Origin of the sequence: Bradyrhizobium sp. 6(2017) (assembly GCF_011058295.2) — a bacterium.
Taxonomy (GTDB): domain Bacteria; phylum Pseudomonadota; class Alphaproteobacteria; order Rhizobiales; family Xanthobacteraceae; genus Bradyrhizobium; species Bradyrhizobium septentrionale.
Window position 1 is genome coordinate 6,620,967 of sequence record NZ_CP049289.2, and the last position, 23,523, is coordinate 6,644,489.

Here is a 23,523-nt window from a genome sequence, read left to right on the forward strand (position 1 = left end):
TCCGCCTGCGACAATTTATCAGAGATTATGCCGGCGCTGCGCCTCGCGGATCGCGATCCAGACCCGCTCCGGCGTGGCCGGCATGTCGATGTGGTCGATTCCGTATTCGCGATGCAGCCCCTCGACGATCGCGTTGACGACCGCCGGGCACGAGCCGATCGCGCCGGCCTCGCCTGCGCCCTTCACGCCGAGCGGATTGGTCGTGCAGGGCACGTTATGGGTCTCGAACACGAAGGACGGACCGTCGGAGGCGCGCGGCAGCGCATAATCCATGAACGTGCCGGTGACGAGCTGACCGTCGGCCGGGCTGTAGACCGCCTGCTCCATCAGCGCCTGCCCGATGCCCTGCATCGCGCCGCCATGAACCTGGCCCGCAAGCATCAGCGGATTGAGCGTGACACCGAAATCGTCGACGATGACATAGCTGACAATCTTGATGATGCCGGTGGCCGGATCGATCTCGACCTCGGCGAGATGGGTGCCGTTCGGATAGGTGCCGTCGGCGCTGGCAAACGTCGCGCTGGCGTTCATCTTCGAGGAATCGCCGCCGGGACGCCTGGCGAGATCGGCAAAGCTGACCGAGCGGTCGGTGCCGGCGATGCGAATGCGGCCATCAGCAATCTCGAGGTCGCCGGTGCCGGCTTCCAGCGCCTGCGCCGCGAGCTCCTTCAGCTTGTTGCCGAGGTCGTGCGTCGCCCGTTGCACGCTGACGCCGCCCGACGGGATCGATGCCGAGCCGCCGGTACCGAGGCCAGTCGCGATCTTGTCGGTGTCGCCCTGCAGCACGTGGACGCGCTCGGGCGGCACGCCGAACTGCTCGGCGACGATCTGCGCATAGGCGGTCTGGTGACCCTGCCCGCTCGACTGCGTGCCGATCAGGATCGAGATATCGCCGTTGGGATCGAGCGTCACATTGGCGGTCTCCTCGCCCATGGTGCCGCAGACCTCGACATAGCTCGCCATGCCGATGCCGCGCACGAGGCCGTCCTTCTTCGCTGCCTTGGCGCGCTTCGGAAACTCCTTCCAGTTGGCAATCTCCATCGCGCGCTTCATGTGTGCGACGAAGTCGCCGGAGTCGTACACCTTGCCGGTCGCGGTCGTGTAGGGCAACGACTTCGGCGGAATGAAATTCTTCCGCCTGATGGCGTCAGGCGTCATGCCGAGTTTTCGCGCGGCCGCATCGACCAGCCGTTCGATGACGTAGGCGGCTTCCGGGCGGCCGGCGCCGCGATAGGCATCGACCGGCACCGTGTTGGTGAACACGGTGCGGACCCGGCAGTGGAAGGCCTGGATGTCATAGAGGCCCGGCAGCATGCCGGCGCCACCATGCGGGATGTAGGGTGCAAAGGTCGAGAGATAGGCGCCCATGTCGCCCATCAGGTCGACATCCATGCCGAGGAATTTGCCGTCCTCGGCGAGCGCCATCTTCGCGGTGGTGAGATTGTCGCGGCCCTGCGCGTCGCCCATGAAATGGTCGGAGCGCTCGGCGGTCCATTTGATGGTCTTCTTGAGCTGGCGGGCGGCGACCGAGATCAGCGCATATTCGCGGTAGGGAAACAGTTTGGTGCCGAAGCCGCCGCCGACATCGGGGCAGATCACCCGCATGTTTTCCTTCGGCATCTTCAGGATCATGTCGCAGAGGATCTCGCGCAGGCGATGGCTGCCCTGGCTGCCAATCGTCAGCGTCAGATGATCCTTCCTGGCGTCGTATTCGGCGACAGCGGCGCGCGTCTCCATGAAATTGGTGATGACGCGCGGATTGACGATGGTGATCTCGGCCACCGCATGCGCCTTGGCGAAAGCATCTTCCGCAGCCTTCTTGTCGCCGATCGAGACATCGAACAGCACATTGCCGGGCTTGTCCGGCCACACCTGCGGCGCGCCCTTCTTCACCGCGTTGACGAGCCCAGCCACCGCCGGTAGCGGCGTCCACTTGACGTCGATCGCCTCGATCGCGTCACGCGCATGATCGACGGTATCGGCGACCACAAAGGCTATGGCGTCGCCGACATGCCGCACTTCGTCCTTCGCCAGGATCGGATAAGGCGGCGCGGTGAACGGATCGGTTTCGAGATTGAACAGGCACGGCAGGCCGCCGAGATCGGCGACATCGGCTGCGGTCAGGATCAGCGCCACGCCGGGCATGCCGCGGGCCTTGCCGGCATCGATCGTGTAGGTCGCGTGCGCATGCGGCGAGCGCAGCATCAGCGCATGCAATGCGGGAGACGGAGCGACGTCGTCGGTGTAGCGGCCCTTGCCGCGAATCAGAGCGTCATCCTCCTTGCGCCGCACACTTTGTCCGACGCCGAACTTGATGGGAGCTGCCATCGTCTCTCCAATTGCCTTGGTTGTTTGCATGCATATTGGCGTGGATGTCAGCGAAGCGCAAACCGCTTTCCGCCGCACGCAGCGCGATCACACAACCCGCACCTATGCATTTGATTTGACAACGCAAAACCAGTGCGTTTTGGAGCGAAGCGGGATACCGAGCCTCTCCATCGGAACGAGGCTCCAAACCATGAGATGCAGAATCTCTCGCGATGGCCGTGGCGAAAACTTCTGATGATGGAGAATCCGACCTGACAAATTTGTCGGAGCAGCGGGATAGAAACGACTGCCAACGCAACCTGAACTTAACCGCGACAAGAGTTTCATCCAGATTGGGTTTCTTCCGCACACTTGGTGCCGGTTGCAGGATTCACAAAAACTACACCAAAGAACCGGAAGAACCCCAGGTTGTGACCGCCGTCGCTGCAAGATTGTCGCGCGATATGCTAACGAGTTTGCCGCGTAATTGTAGTTTGGCATTTTGGTTGGGGACCGATGGCCGCTCGCAAATTGTCGCAAGGGCAGGCCCCCACGCGGATAGCGCGTCGGCGTTGGCACGAAGAGCGGTCGTTGCGGTGTGCCATCAGGTTGGCCCGCATGGGCTACTGGGAAGCGGAGAGTCCCGCCGCGACCGATTTCTGGATATCGCCTGAGCTCGCTGCCTTCTACGAATTCGAGACGGCCGACGGCTTCATCCCCATCGCCACGGTGCGCGAGCGCTATTTGCCTGAAAGCCGGAAGGTTCTGGAGGCGCATTACGCGGCCTGCTGGGCGGAGGGGCAGCCCTATGCGGTGCAGACGACGCTCCTCAGACCCGATGGCCGCCTGCTCGACTGCGTGGTGCATGGCGAGCCGGAGTTCGACGCGCACGGTCAGGTCCGGCGCGTATCCGGCATTGTCCGCGACGTCACGGAGGGGACTTCCGCGCTGCGGCGCCTGGCGGAGAGCGAGCAACGGCTGGCCGATTTCGTCAGCACTGCCTCGGACTGGTGCTGGGAGAGCGACGCCGCCCATCGGCTGCTGCCCTATCCCAAGTCGCTTGCCGGCAATGCGGCCTTCCAGACGGTGGCCGCTGGCAGGAAGGCACGCTGGGAACTGGCTTATGCGCCCGAAGACGCGGAGGCCATGGCGCGGCACCGGGCCGACATGGAGGCCCACCGCCCTTTTCGCGACTTCACCTATACGCTGATCGGCCAGGACGGATCGCGCGTCAGCATCTGCACCAGCGGCAAGCCCATCTTCGCCGATGACGGCAGCTTTCTCGGCTATCGCGGCACGTCCAGCGACATCACCCAGCTCAGGGCGGCCAAGGCGCTGCTCGACCAGCGCACGCGGGCGCTGGAGGAAGCCCACCGGCTCGGCAAGATCGGCACCTGGAGCTACCGGCTGGACATCGGCCGCACGGTCTGGGCGCCCGAGCTCTACCAGCTTCTCGGCTTCGAGCCCGACGCGTTCGAGCCGACCATTGAGAACATGAGGCCCTATTTCCTGGACGGCGACGCCGACCGCTTCCGGGAGGTGCAGAAACGGGTCCTGCGCAGCCGCAGGACCGAGGCCACCGACCTGCGCATGTTGCACGCGGACGGCACGGCTCGCGATCTTGCGGTGATCTGCAAGGCCGAGGTCGCCCACGACAAGGTCATCGGCATCATCGGCACCGTGCAGGACGTCACCGAGCGCAAGGAGGCCGAGCGCCAGCTCGAGCAGCTCGCCTACACCGACCCCTTGACCGGCCTTGCCAATCGCGCGCTGTTCAAGCGCCGGCTCGCCGACTTGATCGAGGGCTGCGCCCTGGAAGGCCGGAGCGGCGCGCTGCTGCTCATCGACCTCGATCGCTTCAAGGAGGTCAACGACTCCCTCGGCCATGCCGCCGGCGACGAATTGCTGATCCGGGTGGCGGCTGTGTTGCGGCAGGACCTGGGGCCGCGCGCCTTCATCGCCCGGCTCGGCGGCGACGAATTCGCCGTGCTGGCGGAGGGATGCGGCATGTCCGACGCCGCGCTGACCGGGCTTGCCGATCGCCTCATCGCCAAGCTGTCCGGCCCCGTCGATCTCACCGAGGGCGAGGCGTTCGTCGGCGCCACCATCGGCATCGCCCGCCTGCCGGAGCATGGGGCAGCGGCAGAGAGCGCCGTGCGCAACGCGGACCTGGCGCTGTACATGGCCAAGGAGGCCGGGCGCGGCCGGGCGCAACTGTTCGAGCCGGTCCATGCGCAGGCGGTCGATCAAAGGCTAGATCTCGGCCGGCATCTGCGCCGCGCCGTGGAGGCCGGCGCCCTCGAGGCCCATTACCAGCCGCAGGTGGACCTGAGGACCGGCCGCGTCACCGGCTTCGAGGCGCTGCTGCGCTGGACCCATCCCGAGCGCGGGCCAATCTCGCCGACGGAGTTCATCCCCATCGCCGAAAGCTCCGGGCTGATCGTCGATCTCGGCCTGTGGGTGCTGCGCGAGGCCTGCCGGCAGGGCCGCACCTGGCTGGATGCCGGGCTGCCGCCGCGCTGCGTCTCGGTCAATGTCTCGCCGGCCCAGATCTGGAACGTGGATTTCGAGACGGCAGTCTCGGCCGTGCTGGCGGAGACCGGCTTTCCGGCGGAGCTGCTCTGCCTGGAGCTCACCGAAAGCCTGTTCGTGGATCATACCGAGCAGCGGATCAGTCGCACGCTGACGGCGCTCTCCGGTCTCGGCATCCGGCTGGCGCTGGATGACTTCGGCTCGGGCTATTCCTCGCTCGGCTATCTGACGCGCCTGCCCTTCGACTGGCTGAAGGTGGACCGCGCCTTCGTCGATGGCATTTCCACCGCGCCGGAGAAGCGCAAACTGCTCGGCGGCATCATCGCTTTGTCGCACGGGCTGGGCATGAAGGTGGTGGCCGAGGGGGCCGAACTGCCGGCCGAACTGGACGTGCTCGGCGGGCTCGATTGCGACCTGGTGCAGGGCTTCGTCTTCTCCCCGCCCGTCGCCGCCGACCAGGCGCCGTTGGTGGCCGCCAGCATCGAGCGCGAGGCGTGCCGGATACAGCCGAAGCGGGTTAGCCTCTAGGCTAAACGCGCCGGAGCGCGAACAGCCAGCCGCGGCCGAACAGCGTGAGGATCAGCAAGGCATAGACGAAGATGCCCACCGCAATCAGCAGCAGCAGGATCAGCTCGTCGCGAAGGATCTGCATCGGCGCGAACCACACATAGGCGAAATGCCAGGTCAGCCACAGCGCAAGCGCGAGCAGCAGGCCGCACAGCGCGAAGGTGCCGAACGAGCGGATCAGCGCGCGATCGAGCACGAGATAACCGCGGCGGATCGCGAACATCAAAACGAGCAGCAGATTGACCCAGGCCCCGATCGCGGTCGCGAGCGCGAGGCCGACCTGCGCCAGCGTGCCGACCAGCGCGATCTTCAGCGCGACGTTGACCGCGACCCCGGTCAGCGCCGCCTTCACCGGCGTTGCGGTATCCTTGCGGGCATAGAAGGTCGCGACCGCGCTGCGGATCATCACGAACGGGATCAGCCCGACCGCATAGGCCGCGAGCGTGGCGCCGGCGCTTGCGGCATCGGCCTTCGAGAACGCGCCGCGAGCGAACATCGCGCGCATGATCGGATCGGCGACGGTCAGGAACGCCGCCACGAACGGCACCGAGAACAGCAGCGTGAAATCGAAGGCGCGGCGCTGCGCGGCCATGGCGCCGGCGTGGTCATCGGCGGAAAGCCGCCGCGACATCTCCGGCAGCAGCACGGTGCCGATCGCGATCCCGATCACGCCGATCGGCAATTGGTTGAGGCGGTCGGCATAATACAGCGCCGACAGCGCGCCGGCCGGCAGGAAGGTCGCGATGATGGTGTCGGCGAACAGCGCAACCTGCGTTCCCATCGAGCCCAGCGTCGCCGGGCCCAGTGCGCGGAAGAAGGCGCGGACGTCCTCGTCGAGCCTCAAGGGCGCGAAGCGCGGCAGCCCGCCATGGCGCGCGAGGTCGCCGGCGAGCAGGAAGTACTGAAGGAAGCCCGAGATCAGCACACCCCAGGCCGCGGCATGGCCGGCGCTCGGAAAGAACGCCGCCAGCGCCAGCGTCATCATCATGGCGAGGTTGAGGAAGATCGGCGCCGCGGCCGCGCTGGCGAAGCGATGCATCACGTTGAGCATGCCGCCATAGAGCGTCACCATCGTGATCAGCAGCAGATAGGGAAAGGTGATCCGCGTCAGCTCGATCGCGAGCTTGCGCTGCGCCGCATCGTCGGTGAAGCCCGGCGCGAGGATGCTCATGGCCTGCGGCATGAACGCCATCGCCACCACCAGCAGGATCACCTGCGAGGCGAACAGCAGTGTGAAGATGCGGTCGGCGAACAGCCGCGCCGAGGCTTCGCCGCGCTCGCCATGGACATGGGCATAGGCCGGCACGAACGCGGCGTTGAACGCGCCTTCGGCAAAGATCGCGCGGAAATGATTGGGCAGCCGCAGCGCCACGAAGAAGGCGTCAGCGACCGGCCCAGCACCGAGGATCGCCGCGAGCATGATGTCGCGTGCAAATCCGGTCACCCGCGATAGCAGGGTATAGCCGCCGACGGTGAAGATGCGCCCAAGCATCCGCTGCTTCTAGCGCATCATCACCCTAGGTCAAAATGACGTATCAGGCCGAAAGTGCGCTGCGCACAGCCGCGATGACGCGGTCCTGCGTCGCCTCGTCGAGATAGGGGTGCATCGGCAGGGCGATGACGTCCTTGGACAGGCGTTCGCTGACCGGCAGGCCGCCGTCGGCAACCGGGAAGTGGCTGTAGGCCGTCTGCTGGTGGACCGACTTCGGATAGTAGATCATGGTCGGGACGCCCTGCGCCTTCAAGGCGCCCGCGAAGGCATCGCGGTCGATGCCGTTGGACAGACGGATGGTGTATTGCGCCCACACCGAGGTGCAGCCCGGAGCAAGCCGCGGCACCGCGACGAGGTTGCCGAGTGCACGCGTATAGCGTTCCGCCACCTTGTTGCGCGCCGCGATCTCGTCGTCGAAGATCTTCAGCTTCTCGAGCAGGATCGCCGCCTGCATGGTGTCGAGCCGCGCGGTGAGGCCGAGCCGGACGTTGTCGTACTTGTCCGAGCCCTGGCCGTGCACGCGGATGCTGCGCAGCGTGCGTGCGAGCTCCTCGTCGTCGGTGAAGATCGCGCCGCCGTCGCCGAAGCAGCCGAGCGGCTTTGCCGGGAAGAAGCTGGTGCCGGTCGCGAGCCCGAAAGTGCCGAGCTTGCGGTTCTTGTAGGTGGCGCCAAAGCCCTGCGCGGCGTCATCGAGCACGAACAGGCCCTCGGCCTCTGCGACCGCGGCGATCGCGTCATGATCGGCGCTCTGGCCGAACAGATCGACCGGGATCACGGCAACCGGCTTCAACCCGCGCGCCCGCGCCGTCGCGATGCCGCGCTTGAGCGAGCTGACGTCGATGTTGAAGGTCTCTTCGTCGACATCGACGAACACCGGCGTCGCACCGGTCAGCGTCACGACCTCGCCGGTCGCGCAGAAGGTGAAGGTCGGGCACAGCACCGCGTCGCCCGGCCCGACATTCTTCGCCATCAACACCATCAGCAGCGCGTCGGTGCCGCTGGCGCAGCTCACCACGTGCTTGGCGCCGCTATAGTCCGCCAGTGCCTTCTCCAGCGCGGTCACTTCCGGCCCGTTGATGAACTGGCAATGATCAAGCACGCGCGCGACCGCGTCATCGATCGACTTGCCGAGCCGCCGGCGCTGCGCGGAGATGTCGATGAAGGGAATGGGCTCAAGCTGCAGATGCTGGTTCATGGAGGCTCTTTGCAAATGTTGAATGATTGACGGTCAGCCGGCGATGCGGCGCGGCCCCTTGCGCATCGTCGAGGCCGCAGGCCGCGCGGGCGATTCCAGGCAGCGGATCGCGATCTCGAGGCTCGCCACGCCCTCGTCGCCGGACACCGCCGGCACCTTGCCGCTGCGCACGGCATCGAGGAAGGCGATCAGCTCGGCGCGCAACGGCTCGTCGTGACCGACCGGCAGATGACGCATCGAATAGCTGCCGTCCGGCTTGAAGCCGAAACATTCGGTGACCTGGCGCGTCAGCAGGTCGCCCATCACATATTTGCCGCGCGTCGCCACCGTCACGTTGCGCGCCTTGAACGGCGTCAGCCAGTTGGTGTTGATGTGGGCGAGCACGCCGGAGGCCGTGCGGAATTGCAGCAGCGCGATGTCCTCGCGCTCGGCGACCGCGCTCGAGAGCTGCGGCTGCACCTCGACGATGTCGGACTCGGTGAACCAGCGGATCAGGTCGATGTCGTGCACGGCGAGATCGATCACGACGCCGACATTGGACATCCGCGGCGGGAACGGGCCGACCCGGGTGATGCCGATCGACAGGATGTCCTCGCCCGAGATCGCCTGCTTGATCGCGGCGACCGCCGGATTGAAACGCTCGACATGGCCGACCATCAGCGTCACGCCGGCCTTCTCGGCGGCGGCGACGATCTCACGCCCCTCCTCGACCGTGGACGCGACCGGCTTCTCGACCATGATATGGATGTTGCGCGCGATGCAGGCGAGCGCGATCTCGTGATGCAGATGGGTGGGTGCTGCGATCGTCACCGCATCGACGCCCTCGGCGAGCAGTTGATCGAGGCTTTCGAACGCACGGCAACCGACCATGTCGATGGCGCGCGTGCGGTGTTCGGGCAGCGGATCGACGATGCCGACCAGCATGACGCCGGGCAGTCCGGCCAGCACGCGGGCATGGTTGCTGCCCATCACGCCGGCGCCGATCACGCCGACGCGCAATACGCGGCCGATATCGGCCTTCGCGCCGGCTGCGGACACTTTTGCATTCATATCGTAGACCCCAAGTGACGTTCTGGCGGTTGTCCCGGGCTTCTCGCAGAGCCACCCCCGGCTCCGGCGGAATCAGGGCCCCTCTTCCCGATCTGCGCCTCCGGCGCAAATCACCCCGCTTCGTTGGCAGCCGCTATAGCACGGCGCCCCAAATGTGGCGAATGCCAACAACGAAATCCGGACACGTTTTGATTCAAAGAGTTACATCGTCCCGCGACTCATGGACGGCACGGGAACCGGCTCGCCTCAGGTGCGCTGATAGTCGTCCTCGATGCGGATGATGTCGTCCTCGCCGAGATAGCTGCCGGTCTGCACCTCGATCAGCTCGAGCTGAATCTTGCCGGGGTTCTCCAGCCGATGCACCGCGCCGATCGGGATGTAGATCGATTCGTTCTCATGCACCGTCTTGATTAGCTCGTTGACGGTGACCTGCGCGGTGCCGCGCACCACGATCCAGTGCTCGGAGCGGTGATGGTGCTTTTGCAGGGAGAGCCGCCCGCCCGGCCGGACGATGATGCGCTTGACCTGGTGGCGGTCGCCATTGTCGACCGACTGATAGGAGCCCCAGGGACGATGCACCTTGATGTGGTTCTCGGTCACCTCGGGCGCCGCGACCTTCAGCTTTGCGACCAGCCGCTTCAGCCCGTTGGCGTCCTTCTGGCGCGACACCAGCACGGCGTCCTGGGTCGCGACCACGACAAGATCGTCGACGCCTTCGAGCGCGACCAGCGCCCGGTCGGTCGTGACGTTGCAGTTGCGGGAGTCCTCGAACACGGCGGTGCCGCGCGCGGCATTGCCCAGGCTGTCCTTGTCGGACAGCTCCCAGACCTGGCGCCACGAGCCGATGTCGGACCAGCCGCACGCCACCGGCACCACCGCAGCATGCGATGTCTTCTCCATCACGGCATAGTCGATCGAGATCGCCTTTGCCGCACCGAAGGCCTGCGCATCAAGCTTGACGAAGCCGAGATCGCGCGCCGCCGATGCAACCGACAGCTCCACCGAGGCAACGCTGTCGGCATCGACATTGCGATACTCGTCGAGCAGCACGCCGGCGCGGAACATGAAGTTGCCGCTGTTCCAGAGATAGCCCGCATCGATATAGTCCGCCGCAGTCGCGGCATCCGGCTTCTCGACGAATTTCGCCACCGCGCGCACCTCGCCGGCGACCACCTCGCCCGGGCTGATGTAGCCGTATTCGGTGGCGGGCCGTTCCGGCTTGACGCCGAACGTCACGATGCGGCCGGCTTCCGCGGCAACCAGTCCGCCGCGGCACGCGGCGACAAAGGCCTGAGTATCCCGCACCAGATGGTCGGCGGCGAGCGCCAGCACGATCGCCTCGCCGTCACGGCTCTGCGCGAACACCGCACCGGCCGCAATGGCTGGGCCTGAGTCCCGGCGCATCGGCTCCAGCAGCACATCGGCCTCGCGGCCGACCTCGGCCAGTTGCTCCAGCACCATGAAGCGATAGGCCTCGTTGGTGATCACGATCGGCCGCTCGAACACGCTGGCGTCCGAGACCCGCAGCAGCGTCTCCTGGAAGGTCGAACGGGCCCCAAACAGCGACAGGAACTGCTTCGGATGCACCTCGCGCGACGCCGGCCACAGCCGGGTGCCCGCGCCACCGCACATGATCAGGGGAATAATTCGTCGATCCATCGATGCCTCAAGTCCTGTCGTGTCCGTGGACGACACACTAACATTGCGCCCGGGCGGCCGCAGCGGACAGCCGTGTTACCTCGAAAGCACGATCCGAGGAGCATAGCGTGCGCCCCCGCACGTCTGGTCGGATTTTACCTGTAATGGTAAACCCCGGCGGAGTGCCGTCCTTCCCGCTTCGGGCCTCTTTAGCCGCCCCGTCGAGCGGGCCGCAATAGGGGTCAGTACGGGTATTGCCAGATCGGTGCGAAAACCATACCAAGGCGACGAATTTGGGCGCGCGAAAGCGTTTTGCGCAGTTTTTGAAACATTCTGAAAACCTGGCAGCGCGAACGGAAATGCGCCGAATCCTGCTTTCGACCGTCAAGATCCTGATCTCGGCTGCGCTGCTCTATTTCTCGCTGCGCAAGGTCAATCTGTATGACCTCGCCTCGCGCATCCAGGTCGAGAGCCTGAGCTGGCTCGGCCTCGCGATCGCGGTCACGTTCCTGCAGATCTTTCTCGGCGTGCTGCGCTGGCGGGAGATCGGCGTGGAGTGCGGCGCGCCGCTGGAGACGTCCCAGGCGATGCGCTTCAACGTGATCGGCACCTTCTTCAACCAGACACTGCCGTCCTCGATCGGCGGCGACGCGGTGCGGCTTTGGCTCGTCGCGCGCGCCGGCGCAGGCTGGCGCGCCGCCACCTATTCGATCTTCGTCGATCGCGCGGTCGGATTGATCGCGCTTGCCGTCGTGATCGCCGCGACCCTGCCCTGGAGCTATCGGCTGATTTCCGATCCCCACGGCTGGACGGCGTTGCTGCTGCTGGACCTCGCCGGACTGGCTGCCGGATTTGGCTTCCTGTTGATCGGCGTGTTGCCGTGGCCCTGGCTGGCGCGGTGGTGGGCGACGCATCACATCCATGCCTGCGCTGTGATCGCGAACCGGGTGCTGTTCAGCCGTGCGCATGGATTGAAGGTGGCAACCCTCTCAATTGCCATTCACGTGGTGACGGTCGTGATCGCCTGGTGTGTGGTGAAGTCGATCGCGGCCCCCGTCACCTTCGGAGAGATCTTCCAGCTGCTGCCACCGGTGATGCTGATCACGATGATGCCGATCTCGATCGCAGGCTGGGGCGTGCGCGAGGCCACGATGGCGCTGGCCTTCGGCTATGCCGGATTGATCGCCAATGAGGGCGTCAACGTCTCGCTGTTGTTCGGCGCGGTGACGTTCGTGGTCGGAGTGTTCGGCGGCCTGGTATGGATCCTGAGCCCGGAAAAGGCCGCCAAGGGCGCCGCACCGATCGAAGTCCCGGGATCGCAATAGCGAGTCCCGGGATCACAATAACCGGACCAGAATGAGCGCTTTCGAAATCCTCCTGTCGTTGATCGCAGCGGCTCTCGCCGCAGCGGTCTCGGCCGTCCTGATCCAGGCGACGCGGCCACTGCTGCTGCGTGTGGCGCTCGCGAAACCGAATGCGCGCTCGTCGCACCGCATTCCGACCCCGCAGGGCGCCGGCATCGCGGTCACCGCAGCCACGCTGCTCGCGGGCGGCATCGTCATCGCCCTCACCGGATCGCCGGACCTGACTATACCATTCACGGTGTTCGCGGCCTGCCTGTTCATCGCGGTGGTGGGTTTTGTCGACGACATCCGCTCGCTGCCCGTCGTGCCGCGGCTGTTGCTGCAGGCGGCCGCCGTTGCGGCCGTGGTGTTCTCGGCGCCTGATGATCTCAGGCTCGTTCCGGCCTGCCCGATCTGGCTCGAACGCGGCCTGCTGCTGATCGCAGGCCTCTGGTTCGTGAACCTTGTCAACTTCATGGACGGGCTCGACCTGATGACGGCGGCCGAGGCCGTGCCGATCACGGTGGCGGTCGCCCTGCTCGGCAGTTTTGGCCATGTCGGCGCCGCACCCGCGCTGATCGCGGCGGCGCTGTGCGGCGCGCTGCTCGGCTTCGCGCCGTTCAACCGGCCGGTCGCAAAGATATTCCTTGGCGATGTCGGCAGCCTGCCGATCGGCTTGCTGCTCGGCTGGTGCCTGCTCGAGCTTGCCCTGCACCAGCAATTCGCCGCCGCGCTGCTGCTGCCGCTGTACTATCTGACGGATGCGACGGTCACGCTGTTCCGCCGCATGGCGCGGCGCGAGCCATTCTGGGCCGCGCATCGCTCGCACTTCTATCAGCGCGCGACCGACAACGGATTCACGGTATGGCGCGTCGTCGGCGAGGTCTTTGCGCTCAACCTCGTGCTGGCGCTGCTCGCATTCGCCTCGGTCGGCCTCAATTCCCTCAGCGCGGACATCGCCCTGCTGCTGGCCGGCGGGCTCGCCGTCGGCTGGCAGCTGCGCCGGTTCTCGCGGCCGCTCTAGCATGATCCGGAAAAGTGGAGACCGGTTTTCCCTCGCGACAAACGCGAAGCGTTTGCGCGGAGATCATGCTCAAACAGGGAGATTGGATCAGATATCGGTCCGGCTCAGCGCGCGCCGCAGCCCCTCGTCGAGGCTGATCGGCTGCTGCCATCCGGTGCTCGCGACCTTGGAGAGATCGAGTTCGAGCGAGGCGAACAGGCTGTCATAGGCTTCCTTGCGGCCGCTGATCCCGAGCAGCACCTTCAACAGCGGCTGCGGTAGCCAGAACAGGCGCGGCGAGGTTTGCGCCGCGCGGGCAAGGCGCTCGACGAACTCCCGCGTCGAGACCTGCTCGCGGTCAGCCACCAGGAACACCTCGAAATCATGTCCCGGTTGCAACAACCGATGCAGGATGAACGACGCCAGGTTTTCCGCCGACAGGAACGCGCGGCGATTCTTCACATAAGCGAGCGGAAGCGGCATGCGATTCATCACCGCGCGCTTGAGCAGGTCGAAATTTCCCTTCGCGCCGGCGCCGTAGATCAGCGGCGGCCTGATCACGGTGACTCGCATGCCGCTGCCCGGCACGATTTCCTTCAAACCGACCTCGGCGGCCGCCTTCGAGTTTCCGTAGAGACCGCGCGGCGTCAGCACATCGTCCTCGCGATACGGCGGACGCCCGTAATTGCTGCGCCCATGCACCAGGATCGTGCTGACGAAAATGAAATCCCGCACGCCGGCAGCGGCCGCCGAACGCGCCAGATGCAGCGTGCCCTCGATGTTGACGTTGCGGTAGAGCTCGATCGCCTGTTCGTCGGACTGCTGGTGAACGCGGGCCGCAAGATGAACCACGGCGTCGACGCCATCGAGCGCGGCGCGCCAATCGGTGGCCGGGCTGAGCGAGCCGATCGCCACGTCGTTTGCATCCTGCGGCGGGGTCCGCACCGCGCGCCGCACCAGCCAGCCGTTGCGCGCCAGCACCGGCACCACATGGCGACCGACGAAGCCGCTCGCGCCCGTCACCAGAACCGTCCGCCGACCATCCTTCATGCCGTCCGCTCCGCATCGCGATTGGAGAGCAGCTCCCGAACCAGCGCAGCATAGCTCGCCAGCGCCCGCTCGGGGCTGAAAGTCCGAGCGGTCGCGACGGCGCGCTCGGCCATCGCGGTGTCCTGCGATCGCGACGCCAGCCTGACGGCATCGGCGAGTTGATCGGCCCGCTCGGGGGTCACGACCCAGCCCAGCCGGTTTTCGCTGACGGTGAGCGCCGCCTCCGCCTCGGGCTCGGAGACGAGGATGACAGGCCGTCCCGCCGCAAGCAAATTGTAGAACCGGCTCGGGACCGACACCCCGGCGACGTTCTTGCGATAGGGAATGAGCCAGACGTCCGCGCTGGAGAGCAGCGCATCCAGCTCGCCGTCGGCGACGCGGTCGACCAGCGTGACGTTGGCGAGTTGCGACGCGGCCTGAAGGTCCTTCAGACGCGCGAAGCCCATGCCCCAGCCCGAGAGCAGGAAATGGATGTCGGTCTCATCCTGCAGCAGCCGCGCGGCCTCGAACACGATGTCCGGATCGTGGGTGAAGCCGAGATTGCCGGACAGGCCGACGACGAAGCGGGCGGCGATGGCCTTGCGAAACGGATTGTCGGGACTGACGGGACGGTTGCCCGGGGTGAGCGTGGCCCAGTTCGGAATGAACCTGATCTTCTCAGGTGTCATGCCGCCATACCGCAGCAACAGTTTTTCGGCGTCGCGGCCGATCACGATGACCGCGTTCAAGGCACGGAACATCAGCGCGTTGATCGCGCGCATCGCCCGTGCCACCAGCGAGGTCGGCCGCAGCAGCCCGGCCATCACCAGCACGTCGGGAAACAGGTCGTGCAGGATCAGCGCCGACCGCGCCCCCTTCAACCTTGCCGCGGCGGCAACTGCATAGGGCAGCGCGAAGGGTGCGGTCACGGTCAGCGCCACGTCGCCGCGCTGCAGCCGCGACAGCAGCGCAAAGAAGATCCGGCCGGTGAACAGCGCCTCGGCCAATGCGCGCTTGATCAGCGCGGCCTTGCCCGGCAGCCAGTTCCTGATCTCGACGACGACGGGCCGCCCGGGCGCGGACGCCTGCGCCGAGCCCGGCATGCCGGAGACGACCATCACCTCGGCCTCCTGCGCGATCCGCTCGGCGATCGCGGCCATGATCGCGGCGGTCGTGCTGTGGTCCGGCGGATAGTGCTGGCTGACGACGACGACTTTTCGAGAACTGGGCATCAATGGCTTTCGAAACGGTCTTGCCTCATCGTGCGCAGGACGGCGCGGTCAGGCGGCATTCGATCCGAACTCGGGCACGGCATCCTGAAGCACGGCGTGGATGGTGACGCGGTCATCTCTCGCGATCGCATCCTCCAGCGCCGCGAGCCACTTGCGCAGCGTCGCCATCGGGGGCTGGTTCGGCTTCGCCGCCATCACGCCGGCGACGCCGATCTCGAGCGTCGGCTCCTGGCTTGCGAACAGGATCTCGTTCAGCCGCTCGCCGGGACGGATGCCGCTGAACACGATCTCGACATCGACGCCGGGCTGCAGGCCCGACAGCCGGATCATCCGCTCGGCGAGATCGACGATCTTCACCGGCTGTCCCATGTTCAGCACATAGACCGAGACGTCAGGCCGCGCCGGCGTCACCGCGTGCGTGGCCGCAGTGATCACGAGATCGCAGGCCTCGCGGATCGTCATGAAGTAGCGAACCATGTCCGGATGGGTGACCGTGATCGGTCCGCCGGCCTCGATCTGCGCCTTGAACTTCGGCACCACCGACCCGTTGGACGCCAGCACGTTGCCGAACCGCACCGAGATCAACCGCATGTGCGACTTGCCCTTGGCCTCGGTCATCAGGTCATGGTCCAGCGCCTGACAATACATCTCGGCAAAACGCTTGGTCAGGCCCAGCATCGACACCGGCTCGATCGCCTTGTCGGTCGAGATCATCACCATCGCGCTGGCGCCCGCCGCGCGCGCGGCGTCGGCCACGTTGACCGAGCCGAAGATGTTGGTCTTGACCCCCTCGCTCCAGTCGCGCTCCAGGATCGGCACATGCTTGAGCGCCGCGGCATGGAACACGATGTCGGGCTTGAACTCGCTCATCAGGCGCGTGATGCGCTCGCGATCCCTGATATCGGCGATCCGGCCCTCGATCGCGGCGCCGGTGTCGCGCGCGGACAGTGCCTCGGTGACCGCATAGAGCGCCGGCTCGGAGTTCTCCACGACCAAGAGGCGCGCCGCGCCGAAGGTCGCGACCCGGTCGCAGATTTCCGCGCCGATCGAGCCGCCGCCGCCGGTCACGATCACCGACTTGCCCCGCACCAGCGCCTCGAGCCGCGCGTAGTCGATCTTCTGGCTCGGCCGCAGCAGCAGGTCCTCGACCGCGACATTGGTGAGCCGCGGCGCATCGCCGCCTTCCAGCGACGGCAGGCGGCTGACCATCAGTCCGAGCCGCTTGGCGCGCATCAGCACGCTCTCCGGATGCGCCTCCGGCTCGAACGCCGAGGGCATCATGACCACGCGCTTGATCGGCCGCTGGCGGGTCTCGAAGTCGCGAATCACGGCCTCGATGTCATCGACGCCGCCGACTACTGGAATGTTGCGGATCATCTGGCCGCGATCCGCGTTCGACGGCGAGAGCACGCCGACCGGCCAGAGCCGCTTGATGGCGCCGTTCTCGATGCCGCGCAGCACGACTTCCGCGTCGGCGGTGCGTCCGACCAGCAGCGCAGACGCGGCGTTGTCGGACCGGGCATGCAGGCGCGTGCGCGAATAGCGGAAATAACGATAGCCGATGCGCAACGCGCTCAGCGCGAACACTTCCAGGAAGAAGAACAGGATGATGGTGACGCGGCCGAGGAACACCGGACTCTGCGAACTCGATCCCGTGAAGAAGTAGACATAGTCCAGCACGACCAGTGCCAGCGTCAGCACCGCCGCGACCCGCAGGATATTCACCGCGTCGGGCAGCGAGGTGAAGCGCCATTTCGCCGTGGTCAGGTTGGAGAAATAGCTGACCGCAACGCTGAAAAGCACGAACCAGGGCAGAATGCGCAGCAGGTGCGGCAGCCGGTCGGTAAGGAGGCTGCCCTCGAAACGCAGATAAAAGCTCGCCAGCAACGCAAACGTCGTCGCCAGCGCGTCATGCGCCATAATCAGGAAGTTGCGCAGGGTGAATTGTGAAAGACGCGTCATCTAACAGACGGGTTGCCGGCAGCTGGGAGTTCGCGATGGGACATTGGCAGGCTGATAGCGTATCTGCACAGCCCTTGCCAGCGATCATGGACCGACGGGAGGTTCGGGTTCCATATCAGTCCCCAATCGCCCCTTCAACGCCATGCCGCCGGCAACCCCGACGCCCAGCACATACATCCAGCCTTCGTGAAAGTCGAAGATGTGTGAATTAAACAACGAAGTAAAAATATTCTGCACCACAACGAGGAGTCCGATCCAATTGGCGAGACCGTCGCCGCGAAACAGCAAGAGATGCAACAGCCACATGGCGTAAAGTATGCCGACGCCCAGAATGCCCCACTGCACGGCGACGTTCAACGTTTGATTGTGAGGATTGCCGATCACCCCGCCGCTAGCCTGGGTCTCACCGCCGACCGCGACACGCTCGAACAGGCCGCGCGTCGAGCCGGTGCCGTGGCCGACGAGCGGGGCCTCGGCAAAGAACCCGAGCGACTTGCGCCAGAATTCCAGCCGCAAACCCATCGACGTCGGCTCGTTGCGCTCCATGTAGAGCTTGTAGTCACGCTGGAATGACTCGGCCGTCCAGCGCAATTGCGGCGACGCATACCACGCCACCACGGACAACGCGACGGTCGCGCAAGCGATCAGGATGATGCTGCGCCAGCGCAGATGGAGCAGCGCAAACACGGCGAACATGATCGGAACCGTCACCATCGCGGTCCGCGACACCACCACCAGCGCCATGTTGGCGAACAGGCTGAGCGCAATCGCGATCAGCAGCACGGCCGGCAGGACCCGTTTTTCCCGCAACAGCATGACGACCGGATAGGAGAGCCCGACCGCGCACAGCGTGAATTCCTGGCTCTGGTTGATGTAGTTCTTGACGAAGACTCCCTGCTCCCCAGGACCAGGCGCCCTCAATGCGAGGCCGGGATAGGCGAACACCAGCCAGGACATCACCATCAACAGCGTGCAGGACACGACGAAGGCCACGAACACCCAGCTCCCGCGCGTCGAGCGCTGGAAATGATAGAGCAGCACCGGAAGCACCAGCAGCTTGGCCGTCGGCCCGACCGCGTAGAATCGCGCGCCCCATGCGGCGTCCGACCAGAGCGTGCCGACCAGCGCGAGGCAGAACAGCGCGATCGGCGCCACGCAGATCGGCCGCTTCAGCAGCGTCCAGAACGCCCTCAGGTCGACCGTCGGCACAATCGCGATCAGCAGCACCACGCCGAAGATGCCGACCAGCGAGGTCGACCACGGCAGCGACAGCGCGATCAGCACCGCGACCACATCGGTCGTGGTGTGCCAGCGCGCCGGATCGCGCCAGGCTGGGCACGCCGCGGCGCCTGCCTGAGATGCCACGCTCGCGCTCACGCCTTGCCCTCACGGGCCCGGGCAACCAGCGACGTGGTGCTGTGGCCGGGCAGGATTTCGACCAGCACAACCTCGCCGCCGGCGGCTTCGACGATCTCGTGGCCGACCACCTGCTCGCGGGTGTAGTCGCCACCCTTGACCAGCACGGTCGGCCGCACCTTCGTGATCAGATTGATGGGCGTGTCCTCCTCGAAGATCGCGACAAGGTCGACGGCTTCCAGCGCCGCCAGCACCTCGGCGCGGGCGCGCTCGTTCTGCACAGGACGCCCCTCGCCTTTCAGCCGCCGCACCGAGGCGTCGCTGTTCAGCCCTACGACCAAGCGGTCGCAGGTGCTGCGCGCGGCGGTCAGCACCTTGACGTGGCCGGGATGCAGGATGTCGAAACAGCCGTTGGTGAAGCCGATGCGCAGATCCTGTTTGCGCCATTCCTCGAGATGCGCATCGATATCGCCGCCGGCCGGCACGATCTTGTCCTCGGCCGCGAGCGAGGCGTGCGGCAGGATCCGTCGCCGCAATTCGGCGGACCTGACGATCGCGGTCCCGGTCTTGCCGACCGCGACCGCCGCCGCGGCACTGGCGATCCGCAGCGCGCCGTCCCAGTCGGCACCACCCGCCAGCGCCAGCGCCAGCGCCGCCGCAACGGTATCGCCGGCCCCGGAGACATCGCGCACCTTGACCGGCAGCGCCGGCACATGGATCGAGCCGCCGTCCCGCGTCACCAGCGTCATGCCGCGCTCGCCCTGCGTCACCAGCATCGCCTCGCAATCCGCGAGATACATCGCATCGGGCGCGGCCTGGGCGATGCTGTCCTGGCTGTCGGCGCGGCTGCGGGTCGCCTCGGCAAATTCCTTCCGGTTCGGCGTCAGCACGGTGGCGCCGCGATAGATCGCGAGATTGGCGCTCTTGGGATCGACGATGACGCGCTTTTTCGCCTGGCGCGCGGCGTCGATCACGTTGCGGATCACGCGCGCGGTGAGCACGCCTTTGGCGTAGTCGGACAGCAGCACGATGTCGGCACGCGCAAGATGCGGCAGGATCGCATCGATCAGCTGCTGCTCGATGGCGGGCGCCGCCGGCGCGGCGAGCTCCCAATCGGAGCGCAGCATGTGGGTCGAGAATTGTTCGGAAACAAAGCGTACCTTGCGCGTGGTCGGCCGTGCGGCGTCGCGCACCAGCACGGTCTCGATGCCGGCCTCCTTCGCCAGCGCCTCGCTCAACGCGGTGCCGGCGGCATCCTCGCCGATCAGGCCGACAAAGATGCAGCGCCCGCCGAGCGCGGCGATATTGCGCGCGACGTTGCCGGCGCCGCCGATATTGGTCTCGCTGCGCCTGACCGCGATCACCGGCGCCGGCGCCTCCGGCGAGATTCGCGACACTTCGCCGTACACGAACTCGTCGAGCATGAGGTCGCCGACGCAGAGCACGGTCTGACCGGACATCGCACGCGAGATCGCTTCAAAATCGAACATCTGTCACACTGATCCGCTTAGCGATAGCGATCTGGGCGGTCGAGAAAGCCCTTCACATAGGCCCCGACCGCGTCTTCCAACCGAGTAAAGCCGCCATTGTATCCGGCGCGCCCGAGACGATCGACAACGCTCTGGGTGAAGTACTGGTAACTGCCGCGGATCTGCTCCGGCATATCGACATACTGGATGTTCGGCGGCAGGGCGAGCGCGCCATAGGCCGAGACGATCAGGTCCTTGAAGCTGCGCGCCTTGCCGGTGCCGACATTGAACAGCCCGGAGACCCGCGGCGTCGCGATCAGCCACATCATCACCCGCACGACGTCGTCGACATAGATGAAGTCGCGGCGTTGATCGCCATCGGCGATGCCCTCGCGATGCGACTTGAACAGCTGCACGACGCGGCCTGCCCTGATGTCGTCGAAGCGACGCGCCAGCACGCTCATCATCGCGCCCTTGTGATATTCGTTCGGGCCGAACACGTTGAAGAATTTCAGCCCGGCCCATTGCGGCGGCAGCCGTTCGCCCTTCGCCACGCGCTCGGCGACCGCAAGGTCGAACAGCTGCTTGCTCCAGCCGTACAGGTTCATCGGCCGCAGCCGCTTCAGCGCCTCGACCGACCCGTCGTCGTCGAACCCCCGTTCGCCGTCGCCATAGGTCGCGGCCGAGGAGGCATAGATGAACGGCGTGGCATTGGCGGTGCACCAGTCGAGTAGCCGCATCGAGAGCCGGAAATTGGTCTCGATCACCAGATCGCCGTCGGTCGCCGTGGTCTCCGAGATGGCGCCGAGATGGATGACAGCGTCCAGCTGCCGTCCCTTCAGCCAGTCGCCGAGTTCGGCCGGGGGAACGACGTCGGCAAGCTGACGCTTGGCCAGGTTCCGCCACTTGCCGTCGTGCCCGAGGATATCGCAGACCGCGACGTCGCTGCGCCCGGCGTCGTTCAACGCGGCCACGACGTTCGACCCGATAAAACCAGCACCCCCGGTTACCAGAAACATGATGAAATCCCGCCAGATTCCTTTGGGCCGCCAGCTTTGCCCCACTCCGGCGCCACAGGCAACGACGGCTTTACCTCTAATCGCGAACCAGTTACCGACTTGGCCGCGTCCGACCCCGGTCCTGGCCCCTTTAGAAATGAATATTGATTCAATATCTGATATCGAAACACAGGATACGGAGGATAGCAGACCTATCCTGATCGTACCCTATGTTTGGATTGGGGATTTCGTGCGCGGCCACACCGTGGTCCGGGTTCTCCGCAAGCGCTGGCCCAATCGGCCGGTCGATCTGCTGACGTCAAGCCTGTGCGCGCCTTTGGTCAATTATATGCCGGGTGTCCGCGCCGGGCTCGTCTACGACCTGCCGCGCAGCCGGCTGGCCTTGGGCAAGCAGCGGGAACTCGCTGCCGAGCTTCGCTCCCGGAACTACGCCACCGCGCTGGTGATGCCGCGCACCTGGAAGTCGGCCATCGCGCCGGCGCTGGCCGGGATCCCGGAGCGGGTCGGCTTCTTTGGCGAGGCGCGATTCGGCCTGATCAATGCCATGCGCTGGGGCGAAAGGAAGCTGCCGCGCTTCATCGACAAGAACGCCGTGCTGGCGCTGCCCGACGGCGCCCCCCGCCCGGGCGAATGGCCGGTGCCGCAGCTCCGGGTTCCCGCCGACGAGATCGGGCGCTGGCGGCAGGCCAACGGCCTCGGCACTGGCCCCGCCGTGGCACTCGGGCCCGGCTCGGTCGGTGCGTCCAAGCGCTGGACCTATTATCCGGAAGCCGCGCGCCTGTTCGCCGAGCGTGGCTTCGACGTCTGGGTGGTCGGCGGCCCCGGCGAGAAGGCGCTGGCGCAGGAGATCGCCGCCGCCGCCGGCGCACGGGTCCGCGATCTCACCGGCACCGATTTGCGCAACGGTGTGCTGGCGATGGCCGCGGCCAATGTCGCCATCGCCAACGACTCCGGGCTGATGCACATCGCGGCCGCAATCGGCACGCCGACCATGGGCATCTTCGGCCCTACCGACCCCTATCTCTGGGCCCCGCTCAATCCCCTCGCCGCAACGGTGCGGCAGACCAGGAGCAAGCTCGCGTGCCAGCCGTGTCAGCGCACGGTCTGCACCATGAACGACCATCGCTGCATGCGCGACATCGCAGCCGAAGAGGTCGTCGATATCGCGCAACGCGTGCTGGCTCAGATCAACGTGCGATAGACCGCCGCAATTGCGCGCGCTTCCGCATCGAGGCTGAACTTATCCACAACTCGTTGGCGGGCCCGCGCCCCCATCGCCGCTGCCGACGCCGGATCGCGCATCAGCGGCTCGAGCGCGGCCACCAGCGCGTCGGCGTCGCCGGTCGGCGTCAGCACGCCGGTCGTGCCATTCTCGACGACGAACTCGGCAGCGCCCGCCCGCGCCGCGACCAGCGCCGCGCCTGCCGACATCGCCTCGATCAGGGTCAAACCAAAGCCTTCGTTGCGCGAGGTGAAGGCGTAGATCGTCAGCCGCTGGTACCAGCGCACGACATCCTCGATCGGCAGTTCACCTGTGATGATGATGCGCGATTGCAGGCCGGCCGCCCCGATGCGCCGCTTCAGCTCGCTGGCAAAGATCTGCTGCTCCGGCACCACGGCGCCGACGATGACGGCGGTGAAATCGGGATAGCGCGGCAGCAGCCTGCACATCGCCTCGACGAACACGTCGCTGCCCTTCTGCGCGCGCACCCGCCCGAAACAGCCGATCGCATAGCGCCCCGGCAATCCGCTCTCGGCGAAGGCCGCCGCACGATCGGCCGGCGGAGCGTAGCTGATGGTATCGACGCCATGCATCACCACGGTGGCCTCGCGCTTCAGATACGACGCCGATAGCGGACTGGTCGCGATGATCGCATCCATGTTGCGGATCAGCCAGCGCGTCAGCCAGGTGTGATGACGTTGCGCGGCCGACGTGAACAGCAGTTTGAGCGGCCAGCCGAGCGCACGCAGCACGAGTCCCGCGATCATCTCGTCATTGCGCCGCGCATGCCAGATCAATGGCGACGCGCGCCGCCACAACCGCATCAGATCGGCAAATCCCATAGCGTCGATGCCGTCGGGCCGATGCGAGCCGAGCCATGCCGCGCGAAACATTTTGGCAAGCTTCGGCGCGACCATGCGGTTGGTCGCGGTGACACCGGAATAGCGCCGGTGCAGATTGGGCACGATGAGCTCGAGCTCGGGCGCAGGTGTGTTCTCGATCGGCACGCAAGTCTCCGTTTCGCGCCAGTTCCTATACGCAACATTAAGCATAGTGGCCAGATCGGCCCGCTCGAAACCCCCTCTTCACCGCGCTCCCGCTAGCATC

The 23,523-nt window shown here is 66.1% G+C and carries 16 protein-coding genes; 4 read left to right on the forward strand and 12 right to left on the reverse strand.

From position 1 onward, the window contains the following. Positions 1-18 precede the first annotated feature (18 nt). Entirely contained in the window at positions 19-2,328 is a 2,310-nt protein-coding gene (locus G6P99_RS31380; RefSeq protein ID WP_165124562.1) for a xanthine dehydrogenase family protein molybdopterin-binding subunit, read from the reverse strand. Between the two features lie 597 nt (positions 2,329-2,925). Here G6P99_RS31380 and G6P99_RS31385 point away from each other — a divergent pair. Continuing rightward, positions 2,926-5,367 (forward strand): bifunctional diguanylate cyclase/phosphodiesterase, encoded by a 2,442-nt coding sequence (locus G6P99_RS31385; RefSeq protein WP_246709665.1) that lies wholly within the window; start codon positions 2,926-2,928, stop codon positions 5,365-5,367. A gap of 1 nt (position 5,368) precedes the next feature. Here the strand turns inward: G6P99_RS31385 and murJ are convergent, their stop codons facing one another. The 4 genes from murJ to G6P99_RS31405 form a co-directional block, all read right to left on the reverse strand. Continuing rightward, a complete protein-coding gene (murJ, locus tag G6P99_RS31390) occupies positions 5,369-6,898 on the reverse strand; it encodes a murein biosynthesis integral membrane protein MurJ (protein ID WP_029085324.1) in 1,530 nt (509 codons plus the stop codon). 43 nt (positions 6,899-6,941) lie between these two features. Continuing rightward, positions 6,942-8,093 carry a DegT/DnrJ/EryC1/StrS family aminotransferase gene (locus tag G6P99_RS31395; protein ID WP_029085323.1) on the reverse strand — a complete coding sequence of 384 codons (1,152 nt, stop codon included), beginning with the start codon at positions 8,091-8,093 and terminating at the stop codon, positions 6,942-6,944. A gap of 33 nt (positions 8,094-8,126) precedes the next feature. Then, positions 8,127-9,143 carry a Gfo/Idh/MocA family protein gene (locus G6P99_RS31400; protein WP_165124568.1) on the reverse strand — a complete coding sequence of 339 codons (1,017 nt, stop codon included), beginning with the start codon at positions 9,141-9,143 and terminating at the stop codon, positions 8,127-8,129. Positions 9,144-9,389: 246 nt separating this feature from the next. After that, positions 9,390-10,802: a mannose-1-phosphate guanylyltransferase/mannose-6-phosphate isomerase gene (locus G6P99_RS31405; RefSeq protein ID WP_029085321.1), complete on the reverse strand. Its 1,413-nt coding sequence runs from the start codon at positions 10,800-10,802 to the stop codon at positions 9,390-9,392. A gap of 338 nt (positions 10,803-11,140) precedes the next feature. On the opposite strand from G6P99_RS31405, the gene G6P99_RS31410 reads away from it, so the two are divergent. After that, positions 11,141-12,106, forward strand: coding sequence for a lysylphosphatidylglycerol synthase transmembrane domain-containing protein (locus tag G6P99_RS31410; RefSeq protein WP_029085320.1), 966 nt, complete (start codon positions 11,141-11,143; stop codon positions 12,104-12,106). Between the two features lie 31 nt (positions 12,107-12,137). Continuing rightward, complete coding sequence (locus tag G6P99_RS31415; RefSeq protein WP_029085319.1) at positions 12,138-13,148, forward strand: MraY family glycosyltransferase; 1,011 nt, start codon at positions 12,138-12,140, stop codon at positions 13,146-13,148. A gap of 87 nt (positions 13,149-13,235) precedes the next feature. Here G6P99_RS31415 and G6P99_RS31420 read toward each other — a convergent pair whose 3' ends face one another. The 6 genes from G6P99_RS31420 to rfaD form a co-directional block, all read right to left on the reverse strand. Continuing rightward, positions 13,236-14,177: an NAD-dependent epimerase/dehydratase family protein gene (locus tag G6P99_RS31420; protein ID WP_029085318.1), complete on the reverse strand. Its 942-nt coding sequence runs from the start codon at positions 14,175-14,177 to the stop codon at positions 13,236-13,238. Beyond that, a complete protein-coding gene (locus G6P99_RS31425) occupies positions 14,174-15,388 on the reverse strand; it encodes a glycosyltransferase family 4 protein (RefSeq protein ID WP_029085317.1) in 1,215 nt (404 codons plus the stop codon). The genes G6P99_RS31420 and G6P99_RS31425 overlap by 4 nt, the downstream gene beginning before the upstream one ends. A gap of 48 nt (positions 15,389-15,436) precedes the next feature. Continuing rightward, positions 15,437-17,350, reverse strand: a complete 1,914-nt coding sequence (locus tag G6P99_RS31430) for a nucleoside-diphosphate sugar epimerase/dehydratase (RefSeq protein WP_029085316.1) — start codon at positions 17,348-17,350, stop codon at positions 15,437-15,439. Positions 17,351-17,434: 84 nt separating this feature from the next. After that, positions 17,435-18,715, reverse strand: coding sequence for an O-antigen ligase family protein (locus G6P99_RS31435; RefSeq protein ID WP_035978658.1), 1,281 nt, complete (start codon positions 18,713-18,715; stop codon positions 17,435-17,437). 8 nt (positions 18,716-18,723) lie between these two features. Next, on the reverse strand, positions 18,724-20,196 hold the full coding sequence (gene rfaE1 / locus G6P99_RS31440; RefSeq protein ID WP_029085315.1) for a D-glycero-beta-D-manno-heptose-7-phosphate kinase: 1,473 nt from the start codon (positions 20,194-20,196) through the stop codon (positions 18,724-18,726). Between the two features lie 17 nt (positions 20,197-20,213). Beyond that, on the reverse strand, positions 20,214-21,194 hold the full coding sequence (gene rfaD / locus G6P99_RS31445) for an ADP-glyceromanno-heptose 6-epimerase (RefSeq protein WP_029085314.1): 981 nt from the start codon (positions 21,192-21,194) through the stop codon (positions 20,214-20,216). A gap of 136 nt (positions 21,195-21,330) precedes the next feature. On the opposite strand from rfaD, the gene waaF reads away from it, so the two are divergent. After that, positions 21,331-22,395, forward strand: a complete 1,065-nt coding sequence (waaF, locus tag G6P99_RS31450; RefSeq protein WP_029085313.1) for a lipopolysaccharide heptosyltransferase II — start codon at positions 21,331-21,333, stop codon at positions 22,393-22,395. On the opposite strand, the gene G6P99_RS31455 is transcribed toward waaF, so the two are convergent. Next, on the reverse strand, positions 22,377-23,468 hold the full coding sequence (locus G6P99_RS31455) for a glycosyltransferase family 4 protein (protein ID WP_371261271.1): 1,092 nt from the start codon (positions 23,466-23,468) through the stop codon (positions 22,377-22,379). The genes waaF and G6P99_RS31455 overlap by 19 nt on opposite strands. Between the last annotated feature and the right edge of the window lie 55 nt (positions 23,469-23,523).

Coding starts and splice junctions, on each gene's coding strand:
- G6P99_RS31425 (WP_029085317.1), bottom strand. CDS start 15,388: ATGCCCAGTTCTCGAAAAGTCGTCGTCGTCAGCCAGCACTATCCGCCG.
- waaF (WP_029085313.1), top strand. CDS start 21,331: ATGAATATTGATTCAATATCTGATATCGAAACACAGGATACGGAGGAT.
- G6P99_RS31395 (WP_029085323.1), bottom strand. CDS start 8,093: ATGAACCAGCATCTGCAGCTTGAGCCCATTCCCTTCATCGACATCTCC.
- murJ (WP_029085324.1), bottom strand. CDS start 6,898: ATGCTTGGGCGCATCTTCACCGTCGGCGGCTATACCCTGCTATCGCGG.
- G6P99_RS31455 (WP_371261271.1), bottom strand. CDS start 23,468: ATGCTTAATGTTGCGTATAGGAACTGGCGCGAAACGGAGACTTGCGTG.
- G6P99_RS31400 (WP_165124568.1), bottom strand. CDS start 9,143: ATGAATGCAAAAGTGTCCGCAGCCGGCGCGAAGGCCGATATCGGCCGC.
- rfaE1 (WP_029085315.1), bottom strand. CDS start 20,196: ATGTTCGATTTTGAAGCGATCTCGCGTGCGATGTCCGGTCAGACCGTG.
- G6P99_RS31420 (WP_029085318.1), bottom strand. CDS start 14,177: ATGAAGGATGGTCGGCGGACGGTTCTGGTGACGGGCGCGAGCGGCTTC.
- G6P99_RS31430 (WP_029085316.1), bottom strand. CDS start 17,350: ATGACGCGTCTTTCACAATTCACCCTGCGCAACTTCCTGATTATGGCG.
- G6P99_RS31380 (WP_165124562.1), bottom strand. CDS start 2,328: ATGGCAGCTCCCATCAAGTTCGGCGTCGGACAAAGTGTGCGGCGCAAG.
- G6P99_RS31415 (WP_029085319.1), top strand. CDS start 12,138: ATGAGCGCTTTCGAAATCCTCCTGTCGTTGATCGCAGCGGCTCTCGCC.
- G6P99_RS31410 (WP_029085320.1), top strand. CDS start 11,141: ATGCGCCGAATCCTGCTTTCGACCGTCAAGATCCTGATCTCGGCTGCG.
- G6P99_RS31405 (WP_029085321.1), bottom strand. CDS start 10,802: ATGGATCGACGAATTATTCCCCTGATCATGTGCGGTGGCGCGGGCACC.
- G6P99_RS31385 (WP_246709665.1), top strand. CDS start 2,926: ATGGGCTACTGGGAAGCGGAGAGTCCCGCCGCGACCGATTTCTGGATA.
- rfaD (WP_029085314.1), bottom strand. CDS start 21,194: ATGTTTCTGGTAACCGGGGGTGCTGGTTTTATCGGGTCGAACGTCGTG.